Below are 23,198 nucleotides of genomic sequence, written 5' to 3' on the forward strand. Positions count from 1 at the left end.
GAATCCCTGTTTTACCAATTCTTGCGGCCAAAGCCTGATGTAATCGGATAGCGTCTATCTTTACCAAAATTGCGGGCGGTGATTCGCGGCCCGACAGCAGACTGACGCCGTTTATATTCGTTGATATCTACCAGGCGGATGACCTTACGCACAATAGTTTCATCAAAACCTTCAGCAACCAAATCGGCGACTGACTTATCTTGCTCGACATACCCTTCGAGAATGGCGTCCAAAATATCATAAGGTGGCAGGCTATCCTCATCTTTCTGATCAGGTGCCAGCTCTGCCGACGGCGGACGAGTAATCACCCGCTGCGGGATAACATATGAAACGGTGTTACGATATTCGGATAATTTAAATACCAACGTCTTAGGCACATCTTTCAAAACATCAAAACCGCCCGCCATATCACCGTACAGTGTGGCGTAGCCGACAGCCATTTCGCTTTTGTTCCCGGTGGTTAATACAATGCTACGGCGTTTGTTCGACAACGCCATCAACACCACACCACGGCAACGCGCCTGAAGATTTTCTTCAGTGGTATCGCGTGCGGTACCAGCAAACATCGGTGACAATTGGCCCATAAAGGCATCAAACATCGGTTCGATGGAGAGCACATCAAATTCGATACCTAAAATTTCAGCTTCTTCTTTGGCATCAGCGATACTGATATCTGCGGTATAACGGAACGGCATCATCAATGCCTGAACCTTATCTTTACCCAAAGCATCCACGGCGATTGCCAGTGTCAGCGCTGAGTCAATCCCGCCCGACAGGCCAAGAACCGCGCCATTGAAACCATTTTTAGTGACGTAATCACGCACCGCCAAAACCAAGGCCTCATAGACCTGCGCCAATGGCGGCAACTCAGCGGCAGGTGCCATCATCGGCACCACTTCACACTCATTGAACTGCAATAAGGTGGTTTGCTCAGCAAATGCCGCCAGACGGTGGGTCATATTACCGGCAGCATCGAATACTTTGGAACAGCCATCAAAAATCAGCTCATCCTGACCACCAATTTGGTTGAGATACACCAATGGCAAGCCGGTACGCTGGCAATGCGCCGCCATTAGCGTTTTGCGAATATAGGGTTTTTCCCGGTTATACGGCGAGGCATTGATCGACAATACAATTTCAGCCCCCGCAGCTTTAACTGCATCAACCGGGCCATCGAACCATAAATCTTCACAGATAAGCAGACCCAAGCGGTAACCTTTTAACTCCACCACACAGGTATCATGACCGGCAGAGAAATAGCGTTTCTCATCAAATACGCCGTAGTTGGGTAATTGCTGTTTGAAATAACGCCCCAGCAACTTACCGTCCGCAAACAGGGATAACGCGTTATACAGGTTACCCTCTTCACGCCATGGATGCCCCACCAACACGGCGGTTTGCTGCGTTGCCGCCTGCAAACGATCCAACTGCGCTTCACAGCGTTGGTAGAAATCATCACGGTACAGCAGATCTTCTGGCGGATAACCGGACAAAGCCAGCTCGGAGAACATCACCAGGTCGGCTCCAGCCTTCTGCTGCTCATGTAAGGTCTGCAACATACGTTCAGTGTTGCCTTCAATATCGCCGACCAGCCAATTTAACTGGGCTAATGCAATAGAAAGTGATCTGCTCATCGTATTTAAACTCTATTTAAGCTGGGTCAGGGAATAATCGCTGCTAACAAATAATAGTGATTATTCTTTAAAATCATTGGCATCTAGCTCATGACGTGACAGTAACTTGTAAAATTCGGTACGGTTACGCCCCGCCATCCTTGCTGCCTGAGTCACATTGCCTTTGGTGATTTGTAGCAGTTTACGCAAATAATTCAATTCGAATTGATTACGCGCCTCGACAAAGGTCGGTAACGCGGTATTTTCACCTTCCAACGCCTGCTCAACCAGTGCTTCACTGATAACAGGTGCAGAGGTTAATGCCACACATTGCTCAATCACGTTCACCAACTGCCGCACGTTACCTGGCCAACTGGCCGTCATCAGCCGTTTCATGGCATCGGTTGAGAAACTGCGGACAAATGGCTTATGGCGTTTGGCTGATTCACGTAACAGATGGTTAGCCAGCAGCGGAATATCTTCTGAACGCTCATGCAATGCGGGGATCTTGAGATTCACCACATTCAAACGATAGTAGAGATCTTCGCGAAATTCATTTTTTGCCATCGCCTTGGGCAGATCACGGTGAGTCGCTGAAATGATCCGCACGTCGATACTCAAATCACGGTTACTGCCCAAAGGGCGTACTTTACGCTCCTGCAATACTCGCAGTAGTTTCACCTGCAAAGACAGCGGCATATCACCGATTTCGTCTAAGAACAGTGTCCCGCCTTCGGCCGCCTGAAATAGCCCTTCGCGGCTACTGACTGCGCCGGTAAATGCCCCTTTGGCATGACCAAATAGTTCTGATTCCAGTAACTGTTCAGGCAAGGCACCGCAGTTGATTGCGATGAAAGCTTTTTTCGCCCGCGGGCTGGCGGCATGAATGGCTTGTGCCAACACCTCTTTACCGGTACCACTTTGGCCGTTAATCAACACGCTGACATCCGATTGCGCCACCATTTTGGCCTGCTCCAGCAAGCGCAACATCACCGGGCTGCGAGTCACTATCTCTTCACGCCAGGTATCATCACCGGCAGGAATAGAAAGCTCTAATGCTGCATCAATTGCTTTATATAAGGCATCGCGATCAACCGGTTTAGTCAGAAAACTAAACACCCCTTGTTGGGTCGCGGCCACGGCATCAGGGATCGAGCCATGTGCGGTCAGGATAATCACTGGCATACCCGGTTGATGCTTTTGTATTTCAGCAAACAACGCCATACCATCCATTTCATCCATACGCAAGTCACTGATAACCAAATCAATTTTATCGCGCATCAACAGACGCAATGCTTCCTGCCCGCTTTCCGCGGTGGTGACATTAAAACCTTCACTGGTTAAACGCATTCCCAGCAATTTCAGTAAGCTAGGGTCGTCGTCAACCAGCAGTAGATTGGCCGGTTTGCGTGGCGTCATGTGATTCCTTATTTGTCGCTGGTGGCACGTCAGTTGGTGGTACGACTGGTGCGGCATAAGTATCAGCCGGCTTTTCTACCGGTTGTGGTGCGGGTTTGCTGTCTGCTGGCGGCTCGGTTGGTTTACTTTCAACCGGGCTGGTGGATGCGGCAGGTTTGTTTTCCGCCGGTTTAGCTTCAGCAGGTTTGGTTTCTATAGGTTTAACATCCGCAGGCTTGGTTTCAACCGGTTTAACCGGCTCGACTTTAGGCTGAGGTTTAGCCTCAACTGGCTTGGTTTCTGCTGGCTTGAGGGCCGCAGCGGCTTTGCTGTCAGCATCGGTTTCCGGGATCTCGTTTTGCATTTGCTTACGTGATGAAAGCTGCCGTTCGATATCTGTCAGATTTTCCAGCTTACGGGTAGTATCCAGTAAATTATATTGCAACCGAACCTGACTTTCTCTCAGGCGGTCAATTTGCGCGTCGGACTCTTCTTGCAAGCGCTGATAACGCGTGCGCTCTTCTGCCAGAGAGATGCGCAGAACTTGCTGCTCACGCCATAGTTGAATCAGTGGCCGCACCGCGCCGGGGAAACTTTGGCTATAGCTGTTCAAGCGCTCAACGACTTGACGACGCTCGGCAATCGACGGTTCAGCGCTGCTCACCAAAATACCCTGTTTGAAGGCGGCTGACCACGTCACGACCGGTAATGTTTTGGCTAATACCCGTGCTTGAGTTGAACCCAAGCGCTCAGCACAATCCATCGCCCGTAACCAATAAAGGGAGTTTTCCAGCGTCTCTTTATCATCAAGATCCCACAATACATCACAGGATAAGGTCCGATAATCAACGATTTTCGTTTCTGGTATCACCATCTGAACAGCTTGGGAGAAACGACCCGCTGTCGGGTTATCAGTACATCCCGTGAGTAATAGCGGGGCCAGCAACAAAGCTGGCCAAAAAATACCCGAGCCTGACCTTCCCACCAGCTTATTGGTAGTAGTTGATGTCGGACATGACAAAAAGACGGTCTTTTTAATAACGCTGCTCATAGACCATTTGTACATTATTTATTCATTCTCAGCGGTTAATGGCAATTCAACACGGAAACAGACTGCGGCGTAATCCACGGACACCAATTGCAAGTCGCCCTGCATACGTTTGATACAGTCCTGAGCAATACTCAGCCCCAGCCCGCTGCCTTTGACGGCCCCTTTTCGCTGATGACTTCCCTGGAAAAAAGGCTCAAATATCATTGTTTCTTCAGATTCCGGGATCGAAGCACCGGTATTGGCGATATCAATTTGTACGCGGTTATTCACCTGACGGCTTCTCACCCAAATGGTACCGGATTCCTCGCCATAGTGCACCGCATTGGAGTAGAGATTATCTAATACCCGCATCAATAGTGTCGGATCTGCCCAACAAATATCCGCTTTCAGATCCGTCTCGGTACGAATCATCTTGGCTCGCGCCGGTAAGCTATGGGCTGAAATCACATCTTCAACCATTTCTACCAATTCGACATTTTCCAGCTCACCGGGGCCATCAGCCAGTTTACGGTTATAGTCCAATAATTGTTCAATTAATAATTGTAAATGGCGGCTACTGTTATCCAGGATAGCCACGACTTCTTTTTGATCTTGAGTCAGCGGGCCGGCAACCTCATCTGCTAACAATTCAGTACCTTCGCGCATACTGGCCAGCGGCGTTTTTAATTCATGGGAAATATGGCGTAAAAACTCATGGCGCTGTGATTCAAGCCAAGCTAAACGTTCACTGAGCCAGATAATGCGCTGTGCCAGCGAGCGTAACTCTCGCGGCCCTTTAAACAAGGCCGTGTTACCCAGTGGACGCCCCTCTCCTAACCGATTAATCATTCGCTCGATGCCTTTAACCGGCCCGATAATCATGCGTGTGAATAACACCACCAGCAACACGCTGACTAAAAACAGTAACAGGGACTGCCAGCCAAAAAATTGCCCACGTTCGGCAATATCTTTTTGCAGTTGCTGTCCTCGGGAGAAAATCACATCACGGGTGGCCTGTACCATTTCGGCATTCGAACGCGAAAATTGCTCTAATAACGCCGAAGCATTTTGTTCTGGCCCACTATTTTTACATTTAATATCAGAAAGTTGCGTTAACAATTCACGCAGGGTCTGATAATAGCGAGCATCGGGCAGGATGGCGGCATGGGCATCGAGCATTTGAGCATACTGTTTACGCTGATGCTGATAGAGCTTTGCCAGTGTTGCATCATCTAATACACAATACTGGCGATAACTGCGCTCCATTTCGAGCGCCACGCTGGTCATGGCCTCACTGCGCCGGGCATCTGCCAGCGTGGTGCGATTAATGTCGGCCGCCTGGGTGCTCAGATGGTCAAGGCTTTGATAAGCCTGATATGCCAGCACCAATAGAGGGAGCAGCACCAACAGAAATGCCATGAGCACCAATTGACGTAAAGAACGGGGGAACAAACGCCATCTTTTCAACGAAATCATCTCATTACCTATCATTCTGTGGTGATGCTAACTGACTCTATCAGGATTACAATGCCTGTGACCCAATTTATGCGGGCATGTCCGCAACTTGTCCGTTTGATTGAAGTAAAAAAAAAGCACTTAGCGTTGAGCAAAGTGCTTTTAATTAAGGTTGCTGGTCCATTATTGTCAGAATCATCATCAGACCTGCTTTTAGTGTCATTTGCAGTAGAAACGGGGGCTTTAGCTTGTCTTTGACCCTATGATGCCCTAAATAATTCGAATACAGGAAGACGGCCAACGTACATGCGGCTTGAAGTATGACGGATATAGATGTGACAACGGGGCAATAAATTGCCCCGTCGCAGAATATGTGGATGCCCTTAAATATCGTCTCCAGTTTGATGAAGCCGAGGCAATCATCGGGAGGATGAGACGAATAGCATCCAGACATGTCCAATATTGATGAACTACTCATCACAGCAGGACATAGGCGGCGCCTCACTCAACGTGTCGTCCGATGTTTGATAATGTGCATTCACACAATATCGGTTTGGGTGGACGATAGGCACCAGTCTTAGGCATCATTCGGTGGCTTATGAAGTGCATATTCCGCTATACGGCGGGACTATCATAAAGAGGTGAATGAGCAACTGATAGTAGTAATGCACCTTGCGTGCCATGTTTTAGAATTAAATTATAACTAATTGATATTAAGCTAAAATTAATTTTAACCCCTCTCTGAAACCTTACTTACACCAATCAAACCGAGTGATTTAATCCGTTTTTGTCGCTATTACCCGACACCTGATTCTCTTTTAAATAAAACACTTATAAATCAATATTATAAATGTCTCCTTTTTGAGACACATTAAAACATCATTGTCGCAATTTACCGACAAAAACCATAAAAACATTTAAAATCAATTAATTAGTCATTTTATTTTGCAATTAATTATGTTTAGCGCCATCAACCACACCACACAGTGATACTGTTGAAATTATCACCACGTTATAATTTATGTAATTTCATCACTGCGACATATGAGTCACCATGGGTAGCAATAAAATCCTATAACAAGAAAATAAAAATAACCTTTTTAATGCCAAAAAATAATAAACCCGCGACACTTAAAAATACCGAGGTTAATATGACCACAATAAATAAAATACTTACCACAATAGCTCTGATTTTTTTTATCAATATCCAGAGTATATATGCCGTAACACATACATTATTAGTATCACCAAACCCTAGACTACATGGCATAGATAAAATAAATCATATTCATGATGAAGAAAGCGCCACTGCACCTCAAATTGAGGTGAACTACTTTCAATATAACCATCAGTTAATAAATAAAAAATCCTCTGTTTCTTTCACTATTAGCTCACCTGAATTTGTTAGTTATTACATCTATTTAGCAAACAATGAAAATACCATATTACATGAAACGTCCGGATTTATTAATCATAACGCCCAAAGAATAGATCTGAACCTGGAGAATATTATCGCCGGAAACTATGATCTGGTCGTGGAAGTTTATAATAATGAGAAAGTATCAACTAAGAAAACGTTTCCACTCATATTTAAATAATAGTGAAAACAGCCTAATAAAAGAAAGGGGCATCATCCAATGCCCCTGCTGTCATATTCAAAGCAAATTGACTTATCCCAATTGCTTACGCGCATTCCGGAACATACGCATCCATGGGCTATCTTCGCCCCACTCTTCTGGGTGCCATGAGTTACTGACAGTGCGGAAAACCCGCTCAGGATGCGGCATCATTACCGTTGCCCGCCCACTGGCACTGGTGACTGCGGTGATGCCATTAGCGGACCCATTAGGGTTAGCTGGGTACTGCTCGGTCACGACACCGTAGTTATTTACAAAGCGCAGCGCCACCAGATTGTTTTGCTCCAGTGTCGCCAGATGCGCGGCATCACGCACTTCAACTCGCCCTTCACCATGTGAAACAGCAATTGGCATCCGTGAACCGGCCATATCCTGCATAAACAGTGATGGGCTGTTTGCCACTTCAACCAGACTGAAACGCGCTTCAAAGCGGTCTGACAGATTGCGGACAAAACGTGGCCAATGGTCAGCGCCGGGGATCAATTCACGCAGATTAGACATCATCTGGCAGCCATTACAAACGCCCAACGCCAGCGTTTCAGGGCGATGGAAGAAAGCTTCAAACTCTTCACGCACCCGATTATTGAACAAAATAGACTTCGCCCAACCTTCGCCCGCACCCAGCACATCACCGTATGAGAAACCGCCGCAAGCAACCAACGTTTGGAAGGATTGCAAATCAGTGCGCCCTGCCAGCAAGTCGCTCATATGCACATCAACCGCATCAAAACCGGCGCGGTGGAAAGCGGCTGCCATTTCCACGTGAGAGTTAACCCCTTGCTCACGTAGCACTGCCACTTTTGGTCGCACTTGCTTGATGATGTAAGGTGCGGCAATATCTTCTGCTGGGTCAAAGGTCAGTTTCGCATTCAGGCCCGGATCACGTTCATCCTGTTTCGCCTGATGCTCTTGATCGGCGCAATCCGGGTTATCGCGCAGGCGCTGCATCTGCCAGGTGGTTTCAGCCCACCACAAGCGCAAGGTGCTGCGTTTTTCACTGTAAACCACATCAGTGCCACTGCGGATGTCAAAGACATCCCCCTCAACAGCGCGGCCCAGATAGTGGACACAATTCGCCAGACCATGATCTGCCAGCATTTGTTCCACTGCGGCTCGCTGCTCAGCGCCCACCTGAATCACCGCCCCCAGTTCCTCGTTAAACAAGGCAGCCAGCGCATCATCACCCAGGGATTGAATATCCACTTGCACGCCACAATGGCCAGCAAAAGCCATTTCAGCCAGTGTCACTAACAGGCCGCCGTCAGAGCGGTCGTGATAGGCCAACAAGGCTTGATCAGCGACTAAATGCTGCATCGCGTTGAAGAAACCCGCCAGCTGTTGCACATCGCGCACATCTGCCGGTTTGTCCCCTAACTGGCGATAAACCTGAGTCAACGCCGTCGCCCCCAGCGCATTGTGACCCGCGCCCAAATCAATCAGCAGCAGCGCATTATCACCTTTATCGGTGCGCAGCTGTGGGGTCACTGTGTGGCGAACATCTTCGATACGCGCGAAAGCCGTAATTACCAAGGACAGCGGCGAGGTCATTTCGCGCTGTTCCTCCCCTTCCTGCCAGCGGGTTTTCATCGACATAGAGTCTTTGCCCACCGGAATGGTAATCTCCAGCGCCGGACATAACTCCTCGCCCACCGCACGTACCGCGTCATACAAACCGGCATCTTCACCGGGGTGGCCCGCTGCGGACATCCAGTTAGCCGACAGTTTAATGCGCTTAAGTTCGCCAATTTGGGTCGCGGCGATATTGGTCAATGCTTCGCCAACCGCCAAACGGGCTGAAGCGGCGAAATCCAGCAAGGCCACTGGCGCACGTTCGCCCAGTGACATGGCTTCGCCATAATAACTGTCCAGACTGGCGCTGGTTACCGCGCAGTCAGCTACCGGAATCTGCCATGGGCCAACCATCTGATCACGGGTGACCATACCGGTTACAGTGCGGTCACCAATGGTTATCAAGAAGGTTTTCTCGGCAACTGTTGGCAAATGCATTACACGTTTCACTGCATCAGCAATGCTGATTTCAGCCCGTTGCAATGCCTCACCTTTCGCCTGTAGGCGGGTGACATCACGCAGCATTTTCGGTGTTTTACCCAACAGCACATCCAGCGGCATATCAATCGGCTGATTGTCGAAATGGCGGTCATTCAGGGTCAGATGTTTTTCTTCGGTGGCTTCACCGATAACAGCATAGGGTGCACGTTCACGGCGGCAAATTTCTGCAAATTGTGCCATTTGCGCAGGAGCAACGGCCAGAACATAGCGCTCCTGGGATTCGTTACACCACACTTCCAACGGACTCATACCCGGTTCGTCATTGAGGATATCGCGCAGTTCAAAGCGACCACCACGGCCACCATCGCTCACCAACTCCGGCATGGCGTTGGACAAACCGCCAGCACCGACATCATGAATAAACAGGATGGGGTTGTGGTCACCCAACTGCCAGCAGCGATCAATCACTTCCTGACAGCGGCGCTCCATTTCCGGGTTATCACGCTGTACCGAAGCAAAATCCAGATCTGCATCAGATTGGCCAGATGTCATGGAAGAAGCAGCCCCCCCCCCCAAACCGATGTTCATCGATGGCCCACCGAGCACCACTAGCTTGGCACCGACGGTAATTTCGCCTTTTTGCACATGACCCGCGCGGATATTGCCAATCCCGCCCGCCAACATAATCGGCTTATGGTAACCACGTAACTCAGTGCCGTTATGGCTGTTCACGCGCTCTTCATAGGTACGGAAATAACCCAGCAGTGCCGGACGGCCAAATTCATTGTTAAATGCCGCGCCACCCAATGGGCCTTCGGTCATGATATCCAATGCGGTAACAATGCGATCTGGCTTACCGAAATTCTCTTCCCACGGCTGTTCAAAACCGGGGATACGCAAGTTAGATACCGAGAACCCCACCAAACCGGCTTTCGGTTTAGCACCGCGCCCGGTGGCACCTTCATCACGGATCTCGCCACCTGAACCGGTAGCCGCGCCTGGCCACGGCGATATAGCCGTCGGGTGGTTGTGGGTTTCCACTTTCATCAGAATATGCGCCTCTTCCTGATGGTAGCCATAAACGCCATTCTCTGGCGCAGCAAAGAAGCGCCCAACCTGAGAACCTTCCATCACCGCGGCATTGTCTTTATAGGCAGATAAGACGTAATCCGGTGTGTGTTCAAAGGTGTTTTTGATCATCTTAAACAGCGACTTAGGCTGGTCAACACCATCAATTTTCCAATCCGCATTAAAAATCTTATGGCGGCAATGCTCAGAATTGGCCTGAGCAAACATATACAGCTCGATATCTGTCGGGTTACGCCCAAGGCCGGTAAAGGCGGCCAACAGATAATCAATTTCATCCGGAGCCAGTGCCAGACCTAATTTAATATTGGCCTGCTCCAGTGCACTGCGGCCCTGCGCCAGAATATCCACCCGTTGCACTGGGGCTGGCTGGTGGTGAGAGAACAGTTGCTCAGCTTGCTGCAAATCAGTAAAGACCGTTTCCATCATGCGGTCATGCAGCAGTGCCGACAATTGTTGCCATTGGGTTTCAGTCAGGTTCGGGCCTTGTATATAGAAAGCCAGACCGCGCTCCAGACGCAGCACCTGTGGCAATGCACAATTGTGGGCGATATCTGTTGCTTTGGAAGACCACGGAGAAATAGTGCCCGGCCTTGGGGTAACCAAGAGTAAACGCCCTTCTGGCGCATGTTCGGGGAGAGATGGCCCATACTGTAGCAGCCGCTGGAGTCTGGCATGTTCGTCAGCACTCAATGGGGCGCTAACATCGGCAAAGTGAACATATTCTGCATAGATATCATCTACTGGCAGATGAGCATCCTGGCAACGGGACAGCAGTTTGGTAATTCGAAAAGCCGACAAAGCGGGCGAACCACGCAGTATTTCCATAATCTAAGTTTCTCTCTCTTCGAAGCGACTGGAACAGCACTTCATTGGGCGCAGCACTCATTGGCGCAAAACAGGGGAAAACGCGCGCCATTATAGTGAATCTGAGCCGCCGACGAAACCGTTTGCGTAGCTATTATTAATAATTGCGTCAGAAAGTGTCGTTATCTTTAAAAGATGAACACCGAATAAATAAGCTCGCAATAAAGTTGCACAGTGACGATTTGTTGCGCAAAATGCCACTCCACTGGGGATTTAACCATGTCGATTTCAGTTTCACGACACACATATAAAGAGCGCTGCCGAGAGATAACTATTTGACGCGCATAAAATTAAACTACTTTGTTATCGGTGTAGTCGCCTTACTTCTGGCTCTCGCGCTGTGGCCCAATATTCCCTGGCGCAACGGCCAAGAGGGGCAACTGGACCGTATAAAAGCCCGTGGTGAACTGCGAGTTAGCACAATAAGTTCACCGCTTATCTACTCGACCGGAAAGGATGGCCCTTCCGGTTTCGACTATGAGCTGGCAAAACGTTTTGCTGACTATCTGGGGGTTAAGTTGGTGATGACCCCTCATCATAATATCAACGATCTGTTTGATACTTTAGATAGTGATGATGCAGACATGATTGCTGCTGGGCTGATTTATAATAGTGAGCGTCTTAAGCGGGCGCGCACCGGCCCTGCCTATTATTCCGTGTCGCAACAATTAGTCTACCGCTTGGGTTCTCCCCGGCCAAAGTCATTCAGTGATCTGAAAGGGCAGCTGATTGTGGCCTCCGGCTCGGCCCATATGACCACATTGAAACAGCTTAAACAGACGAAATATCCGGATCTTAACTGGGGGTCGTCTGTCGATCGCTCAGGAAAAGAGTTATTGGAGCAGGTCGCTGATGGCAAGCTCGATTATACCCTTGGCGATTCTGTCACCATTGCTCTGCTACAACGTATCCATCCACAATTGGCAGTCGCTTTTGATGTCACGGATGAAGAGCCGGTGACCTGGTATTTCCAACAGAGCCATGATGACAGCCTGTATGCGGCGATGCTTGATTTCTACAGTGAGATGGTAGAAGACGGCAGTTTGGCGCGCCTGGAGGAAAAATATCTGGGTCATGTCGGCAGTTTTGATTATGTCGACACGAAAACATTCCTGTCCGCTATCGACAATGTTCTGCCCTCTTTCCGGCCATTATTTGAAAAACATGCTGGCGAAATCGACTGGAGGTTACTGGCTGCCATCGCTTATCAGGAATCCCATTGGAATCCACAAGCGACTTCCCCAACTGGCGTGCGCGGCCTGATGATGCTCACGCGAGCCACCGCAAGTGGTTTGGGAGTCAAAGACCGGGTTGATCCGGAGGAAAGCATTAGAGGCGGATCGGTTTACTTACAGCGGTTGATGCAAAAGGTACCAGATACCATTCCCGAAGATGAACGAATCTGGTTCGCACTGGCGGCATATAATCTGGGCTACGGTCATATGCTCGATGCCCGCAAGTTGACCAAAAACCAGAATGGCAATCCGGACAGTTGGGTTGACGTAAAAATGCGGCTACCGATGTTGAGCCAAAAGCGCTACTACCCAAGCACCACTTATGGCTATGCTCGCGGTCACGAAGCCTATAACTACGTCGAAAACATCCGTCGTTATCAGGTTAGCTTAGTGGGATATTTGCAGGAAAAAGAGAAGAAAGCAGCGCAGCACGCCGCGATTGAAGCCGAGTTGGGTAAGGCTTACCCAGTGGTTGGTCCCGGCTGGTCAATCAATAATTAGCACTTCTTTCAGATTCCCGACTCCATTGTTGCCAACTCTTTTAGATTGCCAATAATGGAGGGGAAACGTGCCGTTGGGGTCGTAGCGACGAAGTCGCCGGAGCACCCCTGGGTGCGGTCGCCCCTTCACTCGCTGAGCTATAATTAATCTTACTTATTTTTACTTACATCTCGCGCGGTTCAGGATTTTCCCGCTGCGCGAGTTTCAGTGCTTTTTGCTGTTCGCGCCGCAGGCGGAAAAACGCGCTTAATTGATGAGCGCAGGCGTCGGCCATCACACCCGCCGTTATCTCTATCTGATGGTTCATTCCTGGGTGGCGCAAAATATCGACCAATGATCCTGCTGCACCCGTTTTCAGATCATTAGCGCCATACACTAACCGGCGGATCCTGCTGTGCACCATCGCTCCGGCACACATCACACACGGCTCCAGAGTGACATATAAAGTGGCGTCTATCAGGCGATAATTCTGCACAACTTGCCCCCCCTGACGCAGCGCCATGATTTCAGCATGAGCTGTAGGGTCGTTATCACGAATTGGCCGGTTCCAGCCTTCACCAATTACCTGATTATCCAGCACCAATATTGCGCCCACCGGAACTTCACCTTCTACTTGCGCACGTAGCGCTAATGCTAATGCTCGCTGCATCCAGTATTCATCACTGTATTCCGCTGGCGAATCACATTCAGAAGACAAATTATTATCAGTAGACACATTAACCTCTCTGGCACTTTTGCGGCGTGCATTATACACAGCAATCGGCAGCTGCTATACCCACTAAATTCACTATAAAGTAGCTCAATGAATAATGTTCGGTTAATGTTTCGACAAGGCAGGAATCATTCCTGATATAAATAACTAGTAACTCAATATGGAAGCCAAAAATATGAAGCTCAACAAGAAGAGCGCGGTAATTGTGCGCAAAACCCTTGATGGATGGGCCAAAGAAGGAGTTATTCCTGAAGAAGAGCATCAGCGTTTGTTGGAAAATATTGATGTTCAACCTTTTGACTGGCGCAGGTTGGCGGGTTACGCCTTCCTTGCGGCACTGGCATCACTGGTCATCGCCATTGGTAGCCTGATGGCTGATACTTTCCTGCTCGCCTGGATTAGCCAATTTTTCCGTTTTGATCCCCCTGTTCGAGTCGTCGTTACGGGCATATTAGCAGCGACCTTTTACGGCTGGGGTTTTTACCGACGCCGACAAGATCCCAGTAAAATCTATAGTAACGAGGCCGTGCTGTTCCTCGGTGTGATTTTTACCGCTGCGGCTATCGGTCAGCTTGGCGAATGGCTGGATAACGGCAGTGGCCGTATCTCGGTATTATTGTTACTTGGCACGGTGATTTACGGGGTGGTTGGCTGGTTTGGCCGCTCACCACTAGTCTGGTTATTTGCTCTACTGTCACTGGGAAATGCATTTGGCGCAGAAACCGGTTATCTGTCCGGTTGGGGCGCATACTGGTTAGGAATGAGCTACCCCGTGCGCTTTATCGCCTTTGGCTTGCTGCTTTGCGCCAGTGCATTGACACTACAACCGCAACTGGCTGCACGTCGGCTGGATCGAGTTTCGCAGGCAATGGGGCTGCTTTATCTGTTTATTGCCCTGTGGCTACTGTCTATTTTTGGTAATTACGGTGATATCGACCATTGGTATCAAGTGCGCCAAATTGAGTTAATGCACTGGAGCCTTTTGTTTGCTCTCGCGGCAGCAGCAGCCATCTGGCTGGGGCTAAAACGCGATGATGCCATGCTACGCGGTTTTGGCCTGACATTTTTAGCCATTAACTTGTATACCCGTTTCTTTGAATTCTTCTGGGATAGCATGCCGAAAACAATTTTCTTCCTGTTACTCGGCATCAGCTTGTGGCTACTGGGGCGGCACGCTGAACGGGTCTGGCGGCTTGGTCACCACGAAAATGATGTGACTCACTAGTGAGATGCAGCGAATAAGCCACGGTGGCTTATTCCAACTGTTGTAATTCACCGGTCTTACTGACCCGCCAACGGTGTTCGCAGAAATGCAGCAGTGGATTATCCTGTTTACTGTCACTGTAACCGCTGTAGAGTTTCAGTGGAGACCCCAAGCGCTGTTCTAATTGCAGCACTTTTTCTGCCCCTAAACAGCGCAGTGGCAACACCCACCCGCCATTGCGCCGCGCCATACGGCTCCCCACCAGCCGTAAATGATGGATAAAGTCCGAATCGTGGTAAACCTGCTCCACTAGCCGTTGCGGAGAGCCGGTGATAAGCCATACCTGCGCGTCTGTGCTCTTTAAATATTGACGTAAACGCATCATCACCACCGGAAATTCAGTGACTTTTTGGCGAAATTCGTTCACAAAGCGCAATTCTAAATCCCTCAGATGTGCTTCACGTCGGCCAAAAGTGATCGCCCACAACAACAAACTCATTGGCCAGCGCGCACAACGCCCACCGACCAATAATCCCAAGCCAATAACGGGCAATAATGGAATAACTAACAACAGATTCAGTGGCAGATGGCGCAGCAGAAAACGCAAAAAACTGCCAAACATATCTTGCTGATGCAAAGTGCCATCTAAATCAAAGAAGACAACACGTTTGACACTTGCCGATGGTGGCTCGGCAGTAGTGCTTACTGATTCTGCATTCGAAACCTTGGTCATTGAAATCCCATAAATTTAATCAATTAAAATCTGCCATTACGGTTCAATACAATATCGATACAATACAATATCATTTTATTAGCGGCTGAAGGCCAGGTGATAGCTAACCTTACAATGCAGCCCGCAAATAACCATTATGTTGTTGTAGATCCAAACGTGCTTGCTCAGCACTGACCCCTTTTAGGATCATCAAGATAGCCGGTTTAACTTCAAATTCGGTTTGCGATAAGGCATTTTCAGCCTCGGCACGGCTGGCTCCGGTGGCTTCAACCACTATGCGGCATGCGCGATCGACTAATTTCACATTAGTGGCTTTTACATCCACCATCAGGTTTTGATAGACCTTACCTAACTTCACCATCGCGCCGGTCGATAACATATTCAGAACTAATTTTTGTGCCGTGCCGGATTTCATGCGGGTAGAGCCAGTAAGCGCCTCAGGCCCAACCACCGGTGAAATCGCGATCAGAGCTTCTTGCGCGATAGGAGAATCCGGATTACAGGAAATAGCCGCAGTGGGGCATCCGAGTTGGCGGGCAAAACGCAGCGCACCAATAACATAGGGGGTACGGCCGGAAGCGGCTAGCCCAACCACCATATCTGTTGCGTTCAACTGCAAATCTCGCAAGTCCCGCTCGCCAAGTGATACATCATCTTCGGCACCTTCCACCGCTTTGAGTAATGCACCGGGGCCACCGGCAATTAAGCCGATAACCCTACCATGAGGCACACCAAAAGTCGGCGGACATTCCGAGGCATCTAACACGCCAAGCCGCCCGCTGGTGCCCGCGCCAAGATAGATCAACCGGCCTCCGTCCCGTAAGGCTTTAGCCGCTAAATCTACCGCCTGCGCAATAGTGGGGATCACCAAACGAATCGCCTCGGGTACTTTCCTGTCTTCATCATTAATACGGGTCAACATCTCCAATGTGGAGAGCGTATCCAGATCCATCGTATCTGGATTGCGACTTTCAGAAATCAAAGCACCCAAGTTCATGATTTTTCCTCATTATTATAGAGTCTATAGTGTGCATAAAAATCATATCATTTAACAATTAGGCCTTGTAGTGACTTATCGCCATTCAACGGTTAATCCTCTTTCTTATTTTAGCTTCCCTATTTATTTTCTCTCCGGAGTTTTGGTCATAATATCTTGTCGGCCATATTTCTGATGGATGAATATCCAAAAAATCCGCAATGATATACTCGCCTTTAGGCCAGGGCTTGGTTAGCGCATTAGTAAGCGTACTTGAACTTAAACCTGAATTTCGCGATACCGCAGAGAGCGTAGAGCCTTTTTTACGTATCGCAGCTATTATATCCGCAGGATGCCAGTCCGATATTTTTTTGATCATAAAAAACTCCTTTTAATATAACATCCATCTTATTAAGATAATCCCCACATTATTTTTCGAGAATTATACCCATACTGACAAACGAGGGTAATTATACTAAGGTACAATCCAGTACTGTGCTTTAAAACAGCAAGGCATTTAAATCAATAATAAACTGTAGGCGCGTTTAATTATTATCTAGATAAATAGGTTAATTCGATTAAATCCTTTTCAGATAATTTACGTATAAATTTACACATAATCATTTAATAAAAATGGATTTTATTAAGGAGGTGAATCTTGAATAAATTATTTTTCAAATACCAATTAATCAACACCACTATAAATAAAAAACTTGAAGAAAAACTCGAAAAATACAGAAAAATCAGATATGCATATGCAATAATGAATAAGAGAAACCCTTCTGACTTCACGGTTATTTCAAATACAGGAAATTGGTTCGAATTCTATACACAAAACAACTTTCAGTTTACGGACCCGGTTCTTCTCATGGCCGCGCATTGTATTATGCCATTCTCTTGGGATGAAAAGATTATATTCAGATGGCCAAAATTATTTGATATGGCAAAAGAGTATGCTGTATTTAATGGCTATACCTTTGTTTTACACGATCAAAATAATAATTTGACTGTTCTTTCTCTTATGACGGACAAAGATTGTAATGAAGATATGGAGGAGAAATTTGGCAAGGATAAAGGTAATATTCAGTTGCTATTGATGAGTACTCACGAAAGACTCACTTCACTTTATAAAGATCTAAATAATACAAGTATTTTCTATAAAGTTAATAGAAATGAAATTTTTTCAACGCGTGAAAATGAGATTATTTACTGGGCCAGCGTGGGAAAAGCTTATCAAGAAATAGCGCTTATTTTAGGAATAAAACCCACCACAGTAAAACATCATATGGGGAAGGTGGTTCGAAAACTCGGAGTAACTAATGCCAAACATGCAATAAGCCTTGCCGTTGAGTTACAACTGATTAGGCCCGTTTATTCCTAGTATACAAAGATAATGGCCAAGTGTTTTCTTGATCCATCCACCGGACTCTCGCCAAAAAAAAGTGCTATGCTCCCTCACTTGGCCCTTTGATTTTATTATTTATGGGTGTTATTAACCAACCTGGCAGAATAACCGCCCATATTCAGGAACTGATTTATGAGTAGTCTTCTTCGCATTCGTCAGCTCTATCCAACGCTGGCACAAAATGATCGTAAGTTAGCTGATTTCTTGCTGAATAATCCTGAGCAGGCACGCCACCTCAGTTCTCAAAAACTGGCACAGCAAACCGGCGTTAGCCAATCTGCGGTAGTGAAGTTCGCACAAAAATTAGGCTACAAAGGCTTCCCGGCACTGAAACAAGCCTTGAGTGAGATTGTGGCTGCTCCCGAGCAAGCCGTCACTCTTCATAACCAAATTTTAAGTACCGACAGTTTAAAAACAGTGGGCGAAAAGTTATTGGCGGAAAAAGCTGCCGCACTGCGAGCGACGTTGGATATCAATAGCGAGCAACGTCTAACTGAAGCATTAGACATGTTGCGCTCAGCGCGCCGCGTTATTTTGACGGGCTTGGGTGCCTCTGGTTTAGTGGCGAAAGACCTTGCTTATAAGCTATTAAAGATAGGCGTTATGGCGGTATCCGAAACAGATATGCATGCACAATTAGCGGCGGTACAGGCTTTGGATTCGCGAGATCTACTATTGGCTATTTCCTTCAGCGGTGAGCGCCGTGAGATTAATTTGGCGGCTGAAGAAGCACAACGATGTGGTGCCAAAGTGTTGGCGTTGACCAGTTTTACCCCGAATAGCTTGCAGCAACGGGCTGATCATTGTTTGTACACTATCTCAGAAGAACCGGCCATACGCAGCGCAGCCATTTCATCGAGCACTGCACAATATGCGCTGACTGATCTGCTATTTATGGCAATGATCCAGCAAGACCTTGAAAGTGCGCAGGATCATATTAAGCACAGTGCCGCGCTGGTGAAAAAATTGGTCTAAGGATGCCAGAGGGGTATAATCCCCCACTGTTAAGCATACCCGACCTAAGATAAGAGGAACCATGGCCCTGTTAATCACTCGTAAATGTATTAATTGCGACATGTGCGAGCCGGAATGCCCTAACGAGGCAATTTCTATGGGTGCAGAAATCTATCAAATTGACCCTATGCGCTGTACAGAATGCGTCGGTCATTACGAAACCCCAACCTGCCAGTTGGTCTGCCCTATTGATAATACGATTTCTCTCGATCCCGCTTGGGTGGAAACTAACGAGCAGCTGTGGGACAAATTTGTCCAATTGCATCACGCCGATCGGCTCTGATTTTTATAGCTGAATTATCAGTGCCTCCACTGAAGCACTGATAATATAATCAACTCAAATCCGCACTAAACAAACAGGCTAATCAGCAATACCATTGCCAGACCCACCACTGAGTTAGTCAACTCAAGCAAGCCCCAGGTCTTCAGCGTGTCTTTAATAGACAAGTCGAAATACCCTTTAAACAACCAGAATGAAGCATCATTAATATGGGTAAAGGTATTGGAGCCTGCCGCTGTTGCCAGCACCAACAGCGCCGGATCAACTGAGGTAATGGTATGTGTCACAGGGTCCATAACTGCTGCACCAATAATACCCGCGGCTGTCATTGCCGATACCACGCCTTGCCCGGTTGACAGGCGAATAAGCACAGTAATCAGCCAGGCCATGATATAAGGTGACACACCGCCAGCCGACATCAACATGCCAATGGTATCGCCAATGCCGGTATCAATGATGACTTGCTTGAGCGCACCACCTGCACCAATGATCAAGATGACCATCGCAATACCTTTTACCGCCCCCTCAAATGAGTGCATGACCCATTCCATCTTATGACCACGCCCGGTACCAAACAGGACAAAGGCAACCAGCATGGCGATAAACATGGCAATAGGCGATGAACCGAGGAAGTTTAGAATGGTGTATGACGTCGTCCCTTTCACCAGCCAAATGTTGGCAATGGTGGTAAAAATCATAATAAAAGCAGGGATTAATGGTACTAGTATTGAGGTGCTGAACGACGGCAAGTTGTTCTCATCCAGCGGATTCTCAGCTTTCAGGAAGGTTGGCACTGGTCGTTCCAGGTTGCCAAGGAATTTGGGTAAAATCAGCCCGGCGCAAATCACTGAAGGGATGGCAACCAGAACGCCATAGATATAAACCATTCCCATATCAGCACCATACGCACTAACCAATGCAACTGGCCCTGGCTGTGGTGGGAAAAGGGAGTGTGCTGTCGTCGCAGCTGCAACCGCAGGGATCGCCAGCTTAAGGAATGGGATCTTAGCTTCAACGGCAATAGCAATGATCAATGGAGCCAAAATGATAAAGGCAACTTCATAGAACATCGCCAGACCAAAGATAAGGCCGATGATAATGACAGCAAATTCAACATACTTAAGCCCGAACCGGCGCAATAGCGTCTGAGCTATCTGATGGGCAGCACCAGAGTCGACCATGAGCTTGCCGATCACCGCACCAAATACGACGATTATCGCCAGTTCACCGAGTGTCCCGCCAAACCCCGCTTTAATAGTATGCAGAAGTTTGAGCAAGTCCATCCCGGCGAGAGTACCCACCAGCAGAGCCGCCAACAGTAATGCAATCATTGAGTTAATCTGATAGCGTATATTCAGCACTAGCATTAAGCCAATACCCAATACCACCCATAGGATATTAATCCATTCCATCTTTTACTTTCCCCAGTTGTTAAACATCAAATTTTTCTAATATCACTGTTGTTATATTGGTCAGGCCAAATTTAGTGATTTTTTGTGACTGTAAAATTGCCTTAACACTGAACTTTTCTGTCAAAACCCGTACTTATGCGTACTAATTGCTTATCACACCCAGCAATTTGGTATTACAAGTACCGCCAATTGGATGACCAAATGAAGCATTGGTTAACCAACTTGTCGGGCAGATCGCAAAATTAAGATTTATTCTGGGGAATTTTCACACGCAGATGGGGCATAAAGCGCGCAGCTTTCAGATGGAAAATGGAGGGAATATGAGAGTCATAACCTATAAGCAAATAGAATGGGCAACAAAAAGGAGCGCCATTTTCATGCCACCCCCTTAAGATCGATTAGCCACGCTCTGGCAGCCATAGAAAGCTTTTAGCTTTGAGGTTAATGACAAAGTGCCCGTAACGGTGAAAACAGGCAGATCGTAAAGACGCCGTAAACCCCTCCCTGGGGGCTCGAGCCGCGCCCTCCCTGGCGCGGACGCTTTACTCTTCTACCTGCCTTCACCTTGCAAGATCGAGTTATCGAGGTTTGTCAGCAGTCTGAAAGCTTTTAGCTTTTAGCTTTTAGCTTTCAATAATCACAGTTGCACAGGCATAACGCCGCTCATCAGCCAGAGTCACATGCAAAGATTTGACACCGAGTTCGGCCGCCAACTCTGCCGCTCGTTGATGTAAACGTAGCGTTGGTTTGCCTAATGCATCGTTGACCACTTCAAACTGGTTAAATGCCAAACCATTACGGATACCGGTACCAAATGCTTTAGCGGCCGCCTCTTTAACGGCAAAACGCTTGGCTAAAAAACGAATTGGCTGTTGGTGCTGCTGATAATGTTGCCATTCCGCAGGACTAAGGATGCGCCGAGCCAGCTTTTCACCACTGCGTTCAACCACCGCCTCTATCCGTGAAATCTCAACAATATCAGTGCCTAGCCCAATAATAGCCATTAACGACGCGCTTCCCGCATCAAGACTTTCATATCGGTCACCGCAGCAGCAAGGCCCGACATAACCGCCTGACCAATGATTGCATGGCCAATATTTAGCTCATGCATTTCCGGCAAGGCGGCTATGGGTTGGACATTGTGATAAGTCAGGCCGTGACCTGCGTTAACTTTTAACCCTTTGCTGGCAGCATAGGTCGCCGCTTTAGCGATCCGTACCAGCTCAGCCTGCCGTGCCAAATCTGAAGTAGCATCAGCATAAGCGCCAGTGTGGATTTCAATGTAAGGAGCCCCAACCGCAACCGCAGCATCAATTTGGCGCATATCCGCATCGATAAACAGTGAAACCAGAATACCGGCCTCAGCCAGGCGACTCACCGCGACGGTCATTTTATCAATTTGACCGGCAACATCCAGCCCGCCTTCGGTAGTCACTTCCTGACGTTTTTCTGGCACTAAACAGCAAAAGTGAGGGTTTATCTCACAAGCAATACCCACCATTTCATCGGTGACGGCCATTTCCAGATTCATGCGGGTTTGGATTGTTTCACGCAGGATACGCACATCCCGATCAGTAATATGGCGGCGATCTTCACGTAGATGGACTGTGATGCCGTCAGCACCCGCTTGCTCAGCAATAAAAGCTGCCTGCACAGGATCGGGGTAAATGGTCCCACGTGCATTTCGTAATGTCGCAATGTGATCAATATTAACGCCCAGCAACAAATCAGCCATGACAGCCCTCCAGATATGGATGCATCTTTAATAGGTTAATGAGCATGCAAAAATGCTTGCCAATAAACGTGTAAGTGCCTGGCAGTTTACACCGAGTAGGCGGCCAGCGGATAGGCTACAGCAGGGGAAAATTGATGATGAGCAGTGTAAACAATCGAGCTATCGGTACTAGGGTAAGGGTTCAGATGGCGGTTTAATCACAAATTGGCGGAACAGTTCGCGACTTTTGAGTGGTTTCCCCCCCAGATAGGGCTTCAGAGCAATGCGGGTAAAACGCTTGGCGGCACGCAACGTATCTGCATCGGGAAACTCACGATTAGCCAGTGCCAATAATTGGCGGCCGGTAAAACTGTAGTGATCAACCACCAAACTGGCAATAAACCCCTTCTCTTCACGATAGCGGTAGGTCATGGTGTCTGACACCGGTTGACCACTGCCAGCGCAATGGAGGAAGTCAACGCCATAGCCAAGATGAGCCAGTATCGCCAATTCAAACTGGCGTAAAGCATATTCAGGTGAGCCATCGCTGCCCGCGAGTGATTGTAAGCAATGCAGATAGTCGAAGAATAACGCAGAGTAATTGGTTTGATGTTCGAGTACGCGCGAGAGCAGCTCGTTGACATATAGGCCGCTGTACAACATTGAGCCGGTCAATGGGAGAGCCAATGAAACCGGCTCGGCACTACGTAATGTTTTGACTTCACCACGCCCGGTCCAACGAACCAGTAAGGGTGTAAAAGGCTGCAAGCAGCCTTTTAGGTTGGAACGGCGACCGCGCGCACCTTTTGCCAACACCCGCATGCGACCTTCCCCTTCAGTGAACAAATCCAGCATTAAACTGGTTTCACTGTAAGGTCGCCCATGCAGGACAAATGCGCGTTGCCAACCTTCCATC

20 protein-coding genes and 1 pseudogene are annotated in these 23,198 nt (G+C 48.1%); 7 read left to right on the plus strand and 14 right to left on the minus strand.

All coding sequences use genetic code 11. The features are described from left to right. Positions 1-11: 11 nt before the first annotated feature. From FGL26_RS10140 to FGL26_RS10155, 4 genes are read right to left on the minus strand one after another with little or no spacing between them, the layout of a single operon-like run. Positions 12-1,634: an NAD+ synthase gene (locus tag FGL26_RS10140; protein WP_005172691.1), complete on the minus strand. Its 1,623-nt coding sequence runs from the start codon at positions 1,632-1,634 to the stop codon at positions 12-14. 60 nt (positions 1,635-1,694) lie between these two features. Further along, positions 1,695-3,032: a two-component system response regulator GlrR gene (glrR, locus tag FGL26_RS10145; RefSeq protein ID WP_005172694.1), complete on the minus strand. Its 1,338-nt coding sequence runs from the start codon at positions 3,030-3,032 to the stop codon at positions 1,695-1,697. Continuing rightward, complete coding sequence (gene qseG, locus FGL26_RS10150; protein ID WP_227746671.1) at positions 2,995-4,062, minus strand: two-component system QseEF-associated lipoprotein QseG; 1,068 nt, start codon at positions 4,060-4,062, stop codon at positions 2,995-2,997. The genes glrR and qseG overlap by 38 nt, the downstream gene beginning before the upstream one ends. 18 nt (positions 4,063-4,080) lie before the next feature. After that, entirely contained in the window at positions 4,081-5,517 is a 1,437-nt protein-coding gene (locus FGL26_RS10155) for a sensor histidine kinase (protein ID WP_005172700.1), read from the minus strand. Positions 5,518-5,568: 51 nt separating this feature from the next. Here FGL26_RS10155 and FGL26_RS10160 point away from each other — a divergent pair, with 51 nt between their 5' ends. Further along, positions 5,569-5,754, plus strand: coding sequence for a hypothetical protein (locus FGL26_RS10160; RefSeq protein ID WP_005172702.1), 186 nt, complete (start codon positions 5,569-5,571; stop codon positions 5,752-5,754). A gap of 737 nt (positions 5,755-6,491) precedes the next feature. Continuing rightward, positions 6,492-7,094, plus strand: a complete 603-nt coding sequence (locus tag FGL26_RS10165) for a hypothetical protein (protein ID WP_227746661.1) — start codon at positions 6,492-6,494, stop codon at positions 7,092-7,094. Positions 7,095-7,166: 72 nt separating this feature from the next. Here FGL26_RS10165 and purL read toward each other — a convergent pair whose 3' ends face one another. After that, complete coding sequence (gene purL, locus FGL26_RS10170; protein ID WP_005172708.1) at positions 7,167-11,057, minus strand: phosphoribosylformylglycinamidine synthase; 3,891 nt, start codon at positions 11,055-11,057, stop codon at positions 7,167-7,169. A gap of 314 nt (positions 11,058-11,371) precedes the next feature. Here purL and mltF point away from each other — a divergent pair, with 314 nt between their 5' ends. Continuing rightward, positions 11,372-12,832, plus strand: a complete 1,461-nt coding sequence (gene mltF / locus FGL26_RS10175; RefSeq protein ID WP_005172712.1) for a membrane-bound lytic murein transglycosylase MltF — start codon at positions 11,372-11,374, stop codon at positions 12,830-12,832. A gap of 163 nt (positions 12,833-12,995) precedes the next feature. Here mltF and tadA read toward each other — a convergent pair whose 3' ends face one another. Next, positions 12,996-13,586 carry a tRNA adenosine(34) deaminase TadA gene (gene tadA / locus FGL26_RS10180; protein ID WP_005172714.1) on the minus strand — a complete coding sequence of 197 codons (591 nt, stop codon included), beginning with the start codon at positions 13,584-13,586 and terminating at the stop codon, positions 12,996-12,998. 133 nt (positions 13,587-13,719) lie between these two features. Between tadA and FGL26_RS10185 the strand changes: the two genes are divergently transcribed. Next, a complete protein-coding gene (locus FGL26_RS10185) occupies positions 13,720-14,769 on the plus strand; it encodes a DUF2157 domain-containing protein (RefSeq protein ID WP_005172718.1) in 1,050 nt (349 codons plus the stop codon). A 28-nt stretch (positions 14,770-14,797) separates the two neighbouring features. Here the strand turns inward: FGL26_RS10185 and yfhb are convergent, their stop codons facing one another. The 3 genes from yfhb to FGL26_RS10200 all read right to left on the minus strand — a co-directional run bounded on the left by yfhb (position 14,798) and on the right by FGL26_RS10200 (position 16,836). Next, complete coding sequence (gene yfhb, locus FGL26_RS10190; RefSeq protein WP_005172722.1) at positions 14,798-15,481, minus strand: phosphatidylglycerophosphatase C; 684 nt, start codon at positions 15,479-15,481, stop codon at positions 14,798-14,800. A 109-nt stretch (positions 15,482-15,590) separates the two neighbouring features. Further along, a complete protein-coding gene (murQ, locus tag FGL26_RS10195) occupies positions 15,591-16,478 on the minus strand; it encodes an N-acetylmuramic acid 6-phosphate etherase (RefSeq protein ID WP_005172725.1) in 888 nt (295 codons plus the stop codon). Between the two features lie 85 nt (positions 16,479-16,563). Beyond that, positions 16,564-16,836: a helix-turn-helix domain-containing protein gene (locus FGL26_RS10200; protein ID WP_005172728.1), complete on the minus strand. Its 273-nt coding sequence runs from the start codon at positions 16,834-16,836 to the stop codon at positions 16,564-16,566. 279 nt (positions 16,837-17,115) lie between these two features. On the opposite strand from FGL26_RS10200, the gene FGL26_RS10205 reads away from it, so the two are divergent. The 3 genes from FGL26_RS10205 (at position 17,116) to FGL26_RS10215 (ending at position 19,159) form a co-directional block, all read left to right on the plus strand. Continuing rightward, positions 17,116-17,838 carry a helix-turn-helix transcriptional regulator gene (locus FGL26_RS10205; protein ID WP_005172730.1) on the plus strand — a complete coding sequence of 241 codons (723 nt, stop codon included), beginning with the start codon at positions 17,116-17,118 and terminating at the stop codon, positions 17,836-17,838. Positions 17,839-17,994: 156 nt separating this feature from the next. Beyond that, a complete protein-coding gene (locus tag FGL26_RS10210; protein WP_005172731.1) occupies positions 17,995-18,837 on the plus strand; it encodes a MurR/RpiR family transcriptional regulator in 843 nt (280 codons plus the stop codon). Positions 18,838-18,898: 61 nt separating this feature from the next. Next, entirely contained in the window at positions 18,899-19,159 is a 261-nt protein-coding gene (locus FGL26_RS10215; protein ID WP_005159423.1) for a YfhL family 4Fe-4S dicluster ferredoxin, read from the plus strand. A gap of 65 nt (positions 19,160-19,224) precedes the next feature. On the opposite strand, the gene gntP is transcribed toward FGL26_RS10215, so the two are convergent. The 5 genes and pseudogenes from gntP to recO all read right to left on the minus strand — a co-directional run bounded on the left by gntP (position 19,225) and on the right by recO (position 23,197). After that, on the minus strand, positions 19,225-20,568 hold the full coding sequence (gntP, locus tag FGL26_RS10220; protein ID WP_005159420.1) for a gluconate permease GntP: 1,344 nt from the start codon (positions 20,566-20,568) through the stop codon (positions 19,225-19,227). Between the two features lie 425 nt (positions 20,569-20,993). Then, positions 20,994-21,065: pseudogene (locus FGL26_RS21945) on the minus strand (gluconate 5-dehydrogenase); the annotation flags it as partial. A gap of 126 nt (positions 21,066-21,191) precedes the next feature. Then, the gene (acpS, locus tag FGL26_RS10230) at positions 21,192-21,572 is read right to left on the minus strand and encodes a holo-ACP synthase (RefSeq protein WP_005172734.1); all 381 of its coding nucleotides are present in this window, start codon (positions 21,570-21,572) and stop codon (positions 21,192-21,194) included. Further along, positions 21,572-22,303 (minus strand): pyridoxine 5'-phosphate synthase, encoded by a 732-nt coding sequence (gene pdxJ / locus FGL26_RS10235; protein WP_005172737.1) that lies wholly within the window; start codon positions 22,301-22,303, stop codon positions 21,572-21,574. The genes acpS and pdxJ overlap by 1 nt, the downstream gene beginning before the upstream one ends. 168 nt (positions 22,304-22,471) lie before the next feature. Further along, positions 22,472-23,197 (minus strand): DNA repair protein RecO, encoded by a 726-nt coding sequence (gene recO, locus FGL26_RS10240; RefSeq protein ID WP_005172741.1) that lies wholly within the window; start codon positions 23,195-23,197, stop codon positions 22,472-22,474. Position 23,198 lies beyond the last annotated feature (1 nt).

It is taken from the genome of Yersinia enterocolitica subsp. enterocolitica (genome assembly GCF_901472495.1).
Lineage (GTDB): Bacteria > Pseudomonadota > Gammaproteobacteria > Enterobacterales > Enterobacteriaceae > Yersinia > Yersinia enterocolitica.

Bases quoted from the DNA above. Each gene is read 5' to 3' on its own strand.
- qseG (WP_227746671.1), bottom strand. From the start codon at position 4,062: ATGAGCAGCGTTATTAAAAAGACCGTCTTTTTGTCATGTCCGACATCA.
- pdxJ (WP_005172737.1), bottom strand. From the start codon at position 22,303: ATGGCTGATTTGTTGCTGGGCGTTAATATTGATCACATTGCGACATTA.
- FGL26_RS10160 (WP_005172702.1), top strand. From the start codon at position 5,569: ATGCCTGTGACCCAATTTATGCGGGCATGTCCGCAACTTGTCCGTTTG.
- FGL26_RS10215 (WP_005159423.1), top strand. From the start codon at position 18,899: ATGGCCCTGTTAATCACTCGTAAATGTATTAATTGCGACATGTGCGAG.
- glrR (WP_005172694.1), bottom strand. From the start codon at position 3,032: ATGACGCCACGCAAACCGGCCAATCTACTGCTGGTTGACGACGACCCT.
- acpS (WP_005172734.1), bottom strand. From the start codon at position 21,572: ATGGCTATTATTGGGCTAGGCACTGATATTGTTGAGATTTCACGGATA.
- FGL26_RS10185 (WP_005172718.1), top strand. From the start codon at position 13,720: ATGAAGCTCAACAAGAAGAGCGCGGTAATTGTGCGCAAAACCCTTGAT.
- FGL26_RS10140 (WP_005172691.1), bottom strand. From the start codon at position 1,634: ATGAGCAGATCACTTTCTATTGCATTAGCCCAGTTAAATTGGCTGGTC.
- gntP (WP_005159420.1), bottom strand. From the start codon at position 20,568: ATGGAATGGATTAATATCCTATGGGTGGTATTGGGTATTGGCTTAATG.
- FGL26_RS10200 (WP_005172728.1), bottom strand. From the start codon at position 16,836: ATGATCAAAAAAATATCGGACTGGCATCCTGCGGATATAATAGCTGCG.
- yfhb (WP_005172722.1), bottom strand. From the start codon at position 15,481: ATGACCAAGGTTTCGAATGCAGAATCAGTAAGCACTACTGCCGAGCCA.
- murQ (WP_005172725.1), bottom strand. From the start codon at position 16,478: ATGAACTTGGGTGCTTTGATTTCTGAAAGTCGCAATCCAGATACGATG.
- FGL26_RS10210 (WP_005172731.1), top strand. From the start codon at position 17,995: ATGAGTAGTCTTCTTCGCATTCGTCAGCTCTATCCAACGCTGGCACAA.
- recO (WP_005172741.1), bottom strand. From the start codon at position 23,197: ATGGAAGGTTGGCAACGCGCATTTGTCCTGCATGGGCGACCTTACAGT.
- purL (WP_005172708.1), bottom strand. From the start codon at position 11,057: ATGGAAATACTGCGTGGTTCGCCCGCTTTGTCGGCTTTTCGAATTACC.
- FGL26_RS10155 (WP_005172700.1), bottom strand. From the start codon at position 5,517: ATGATTTCGTTGAAAAGATGGCGTTTGTTCCCCCGTTCTTTACGTCAA.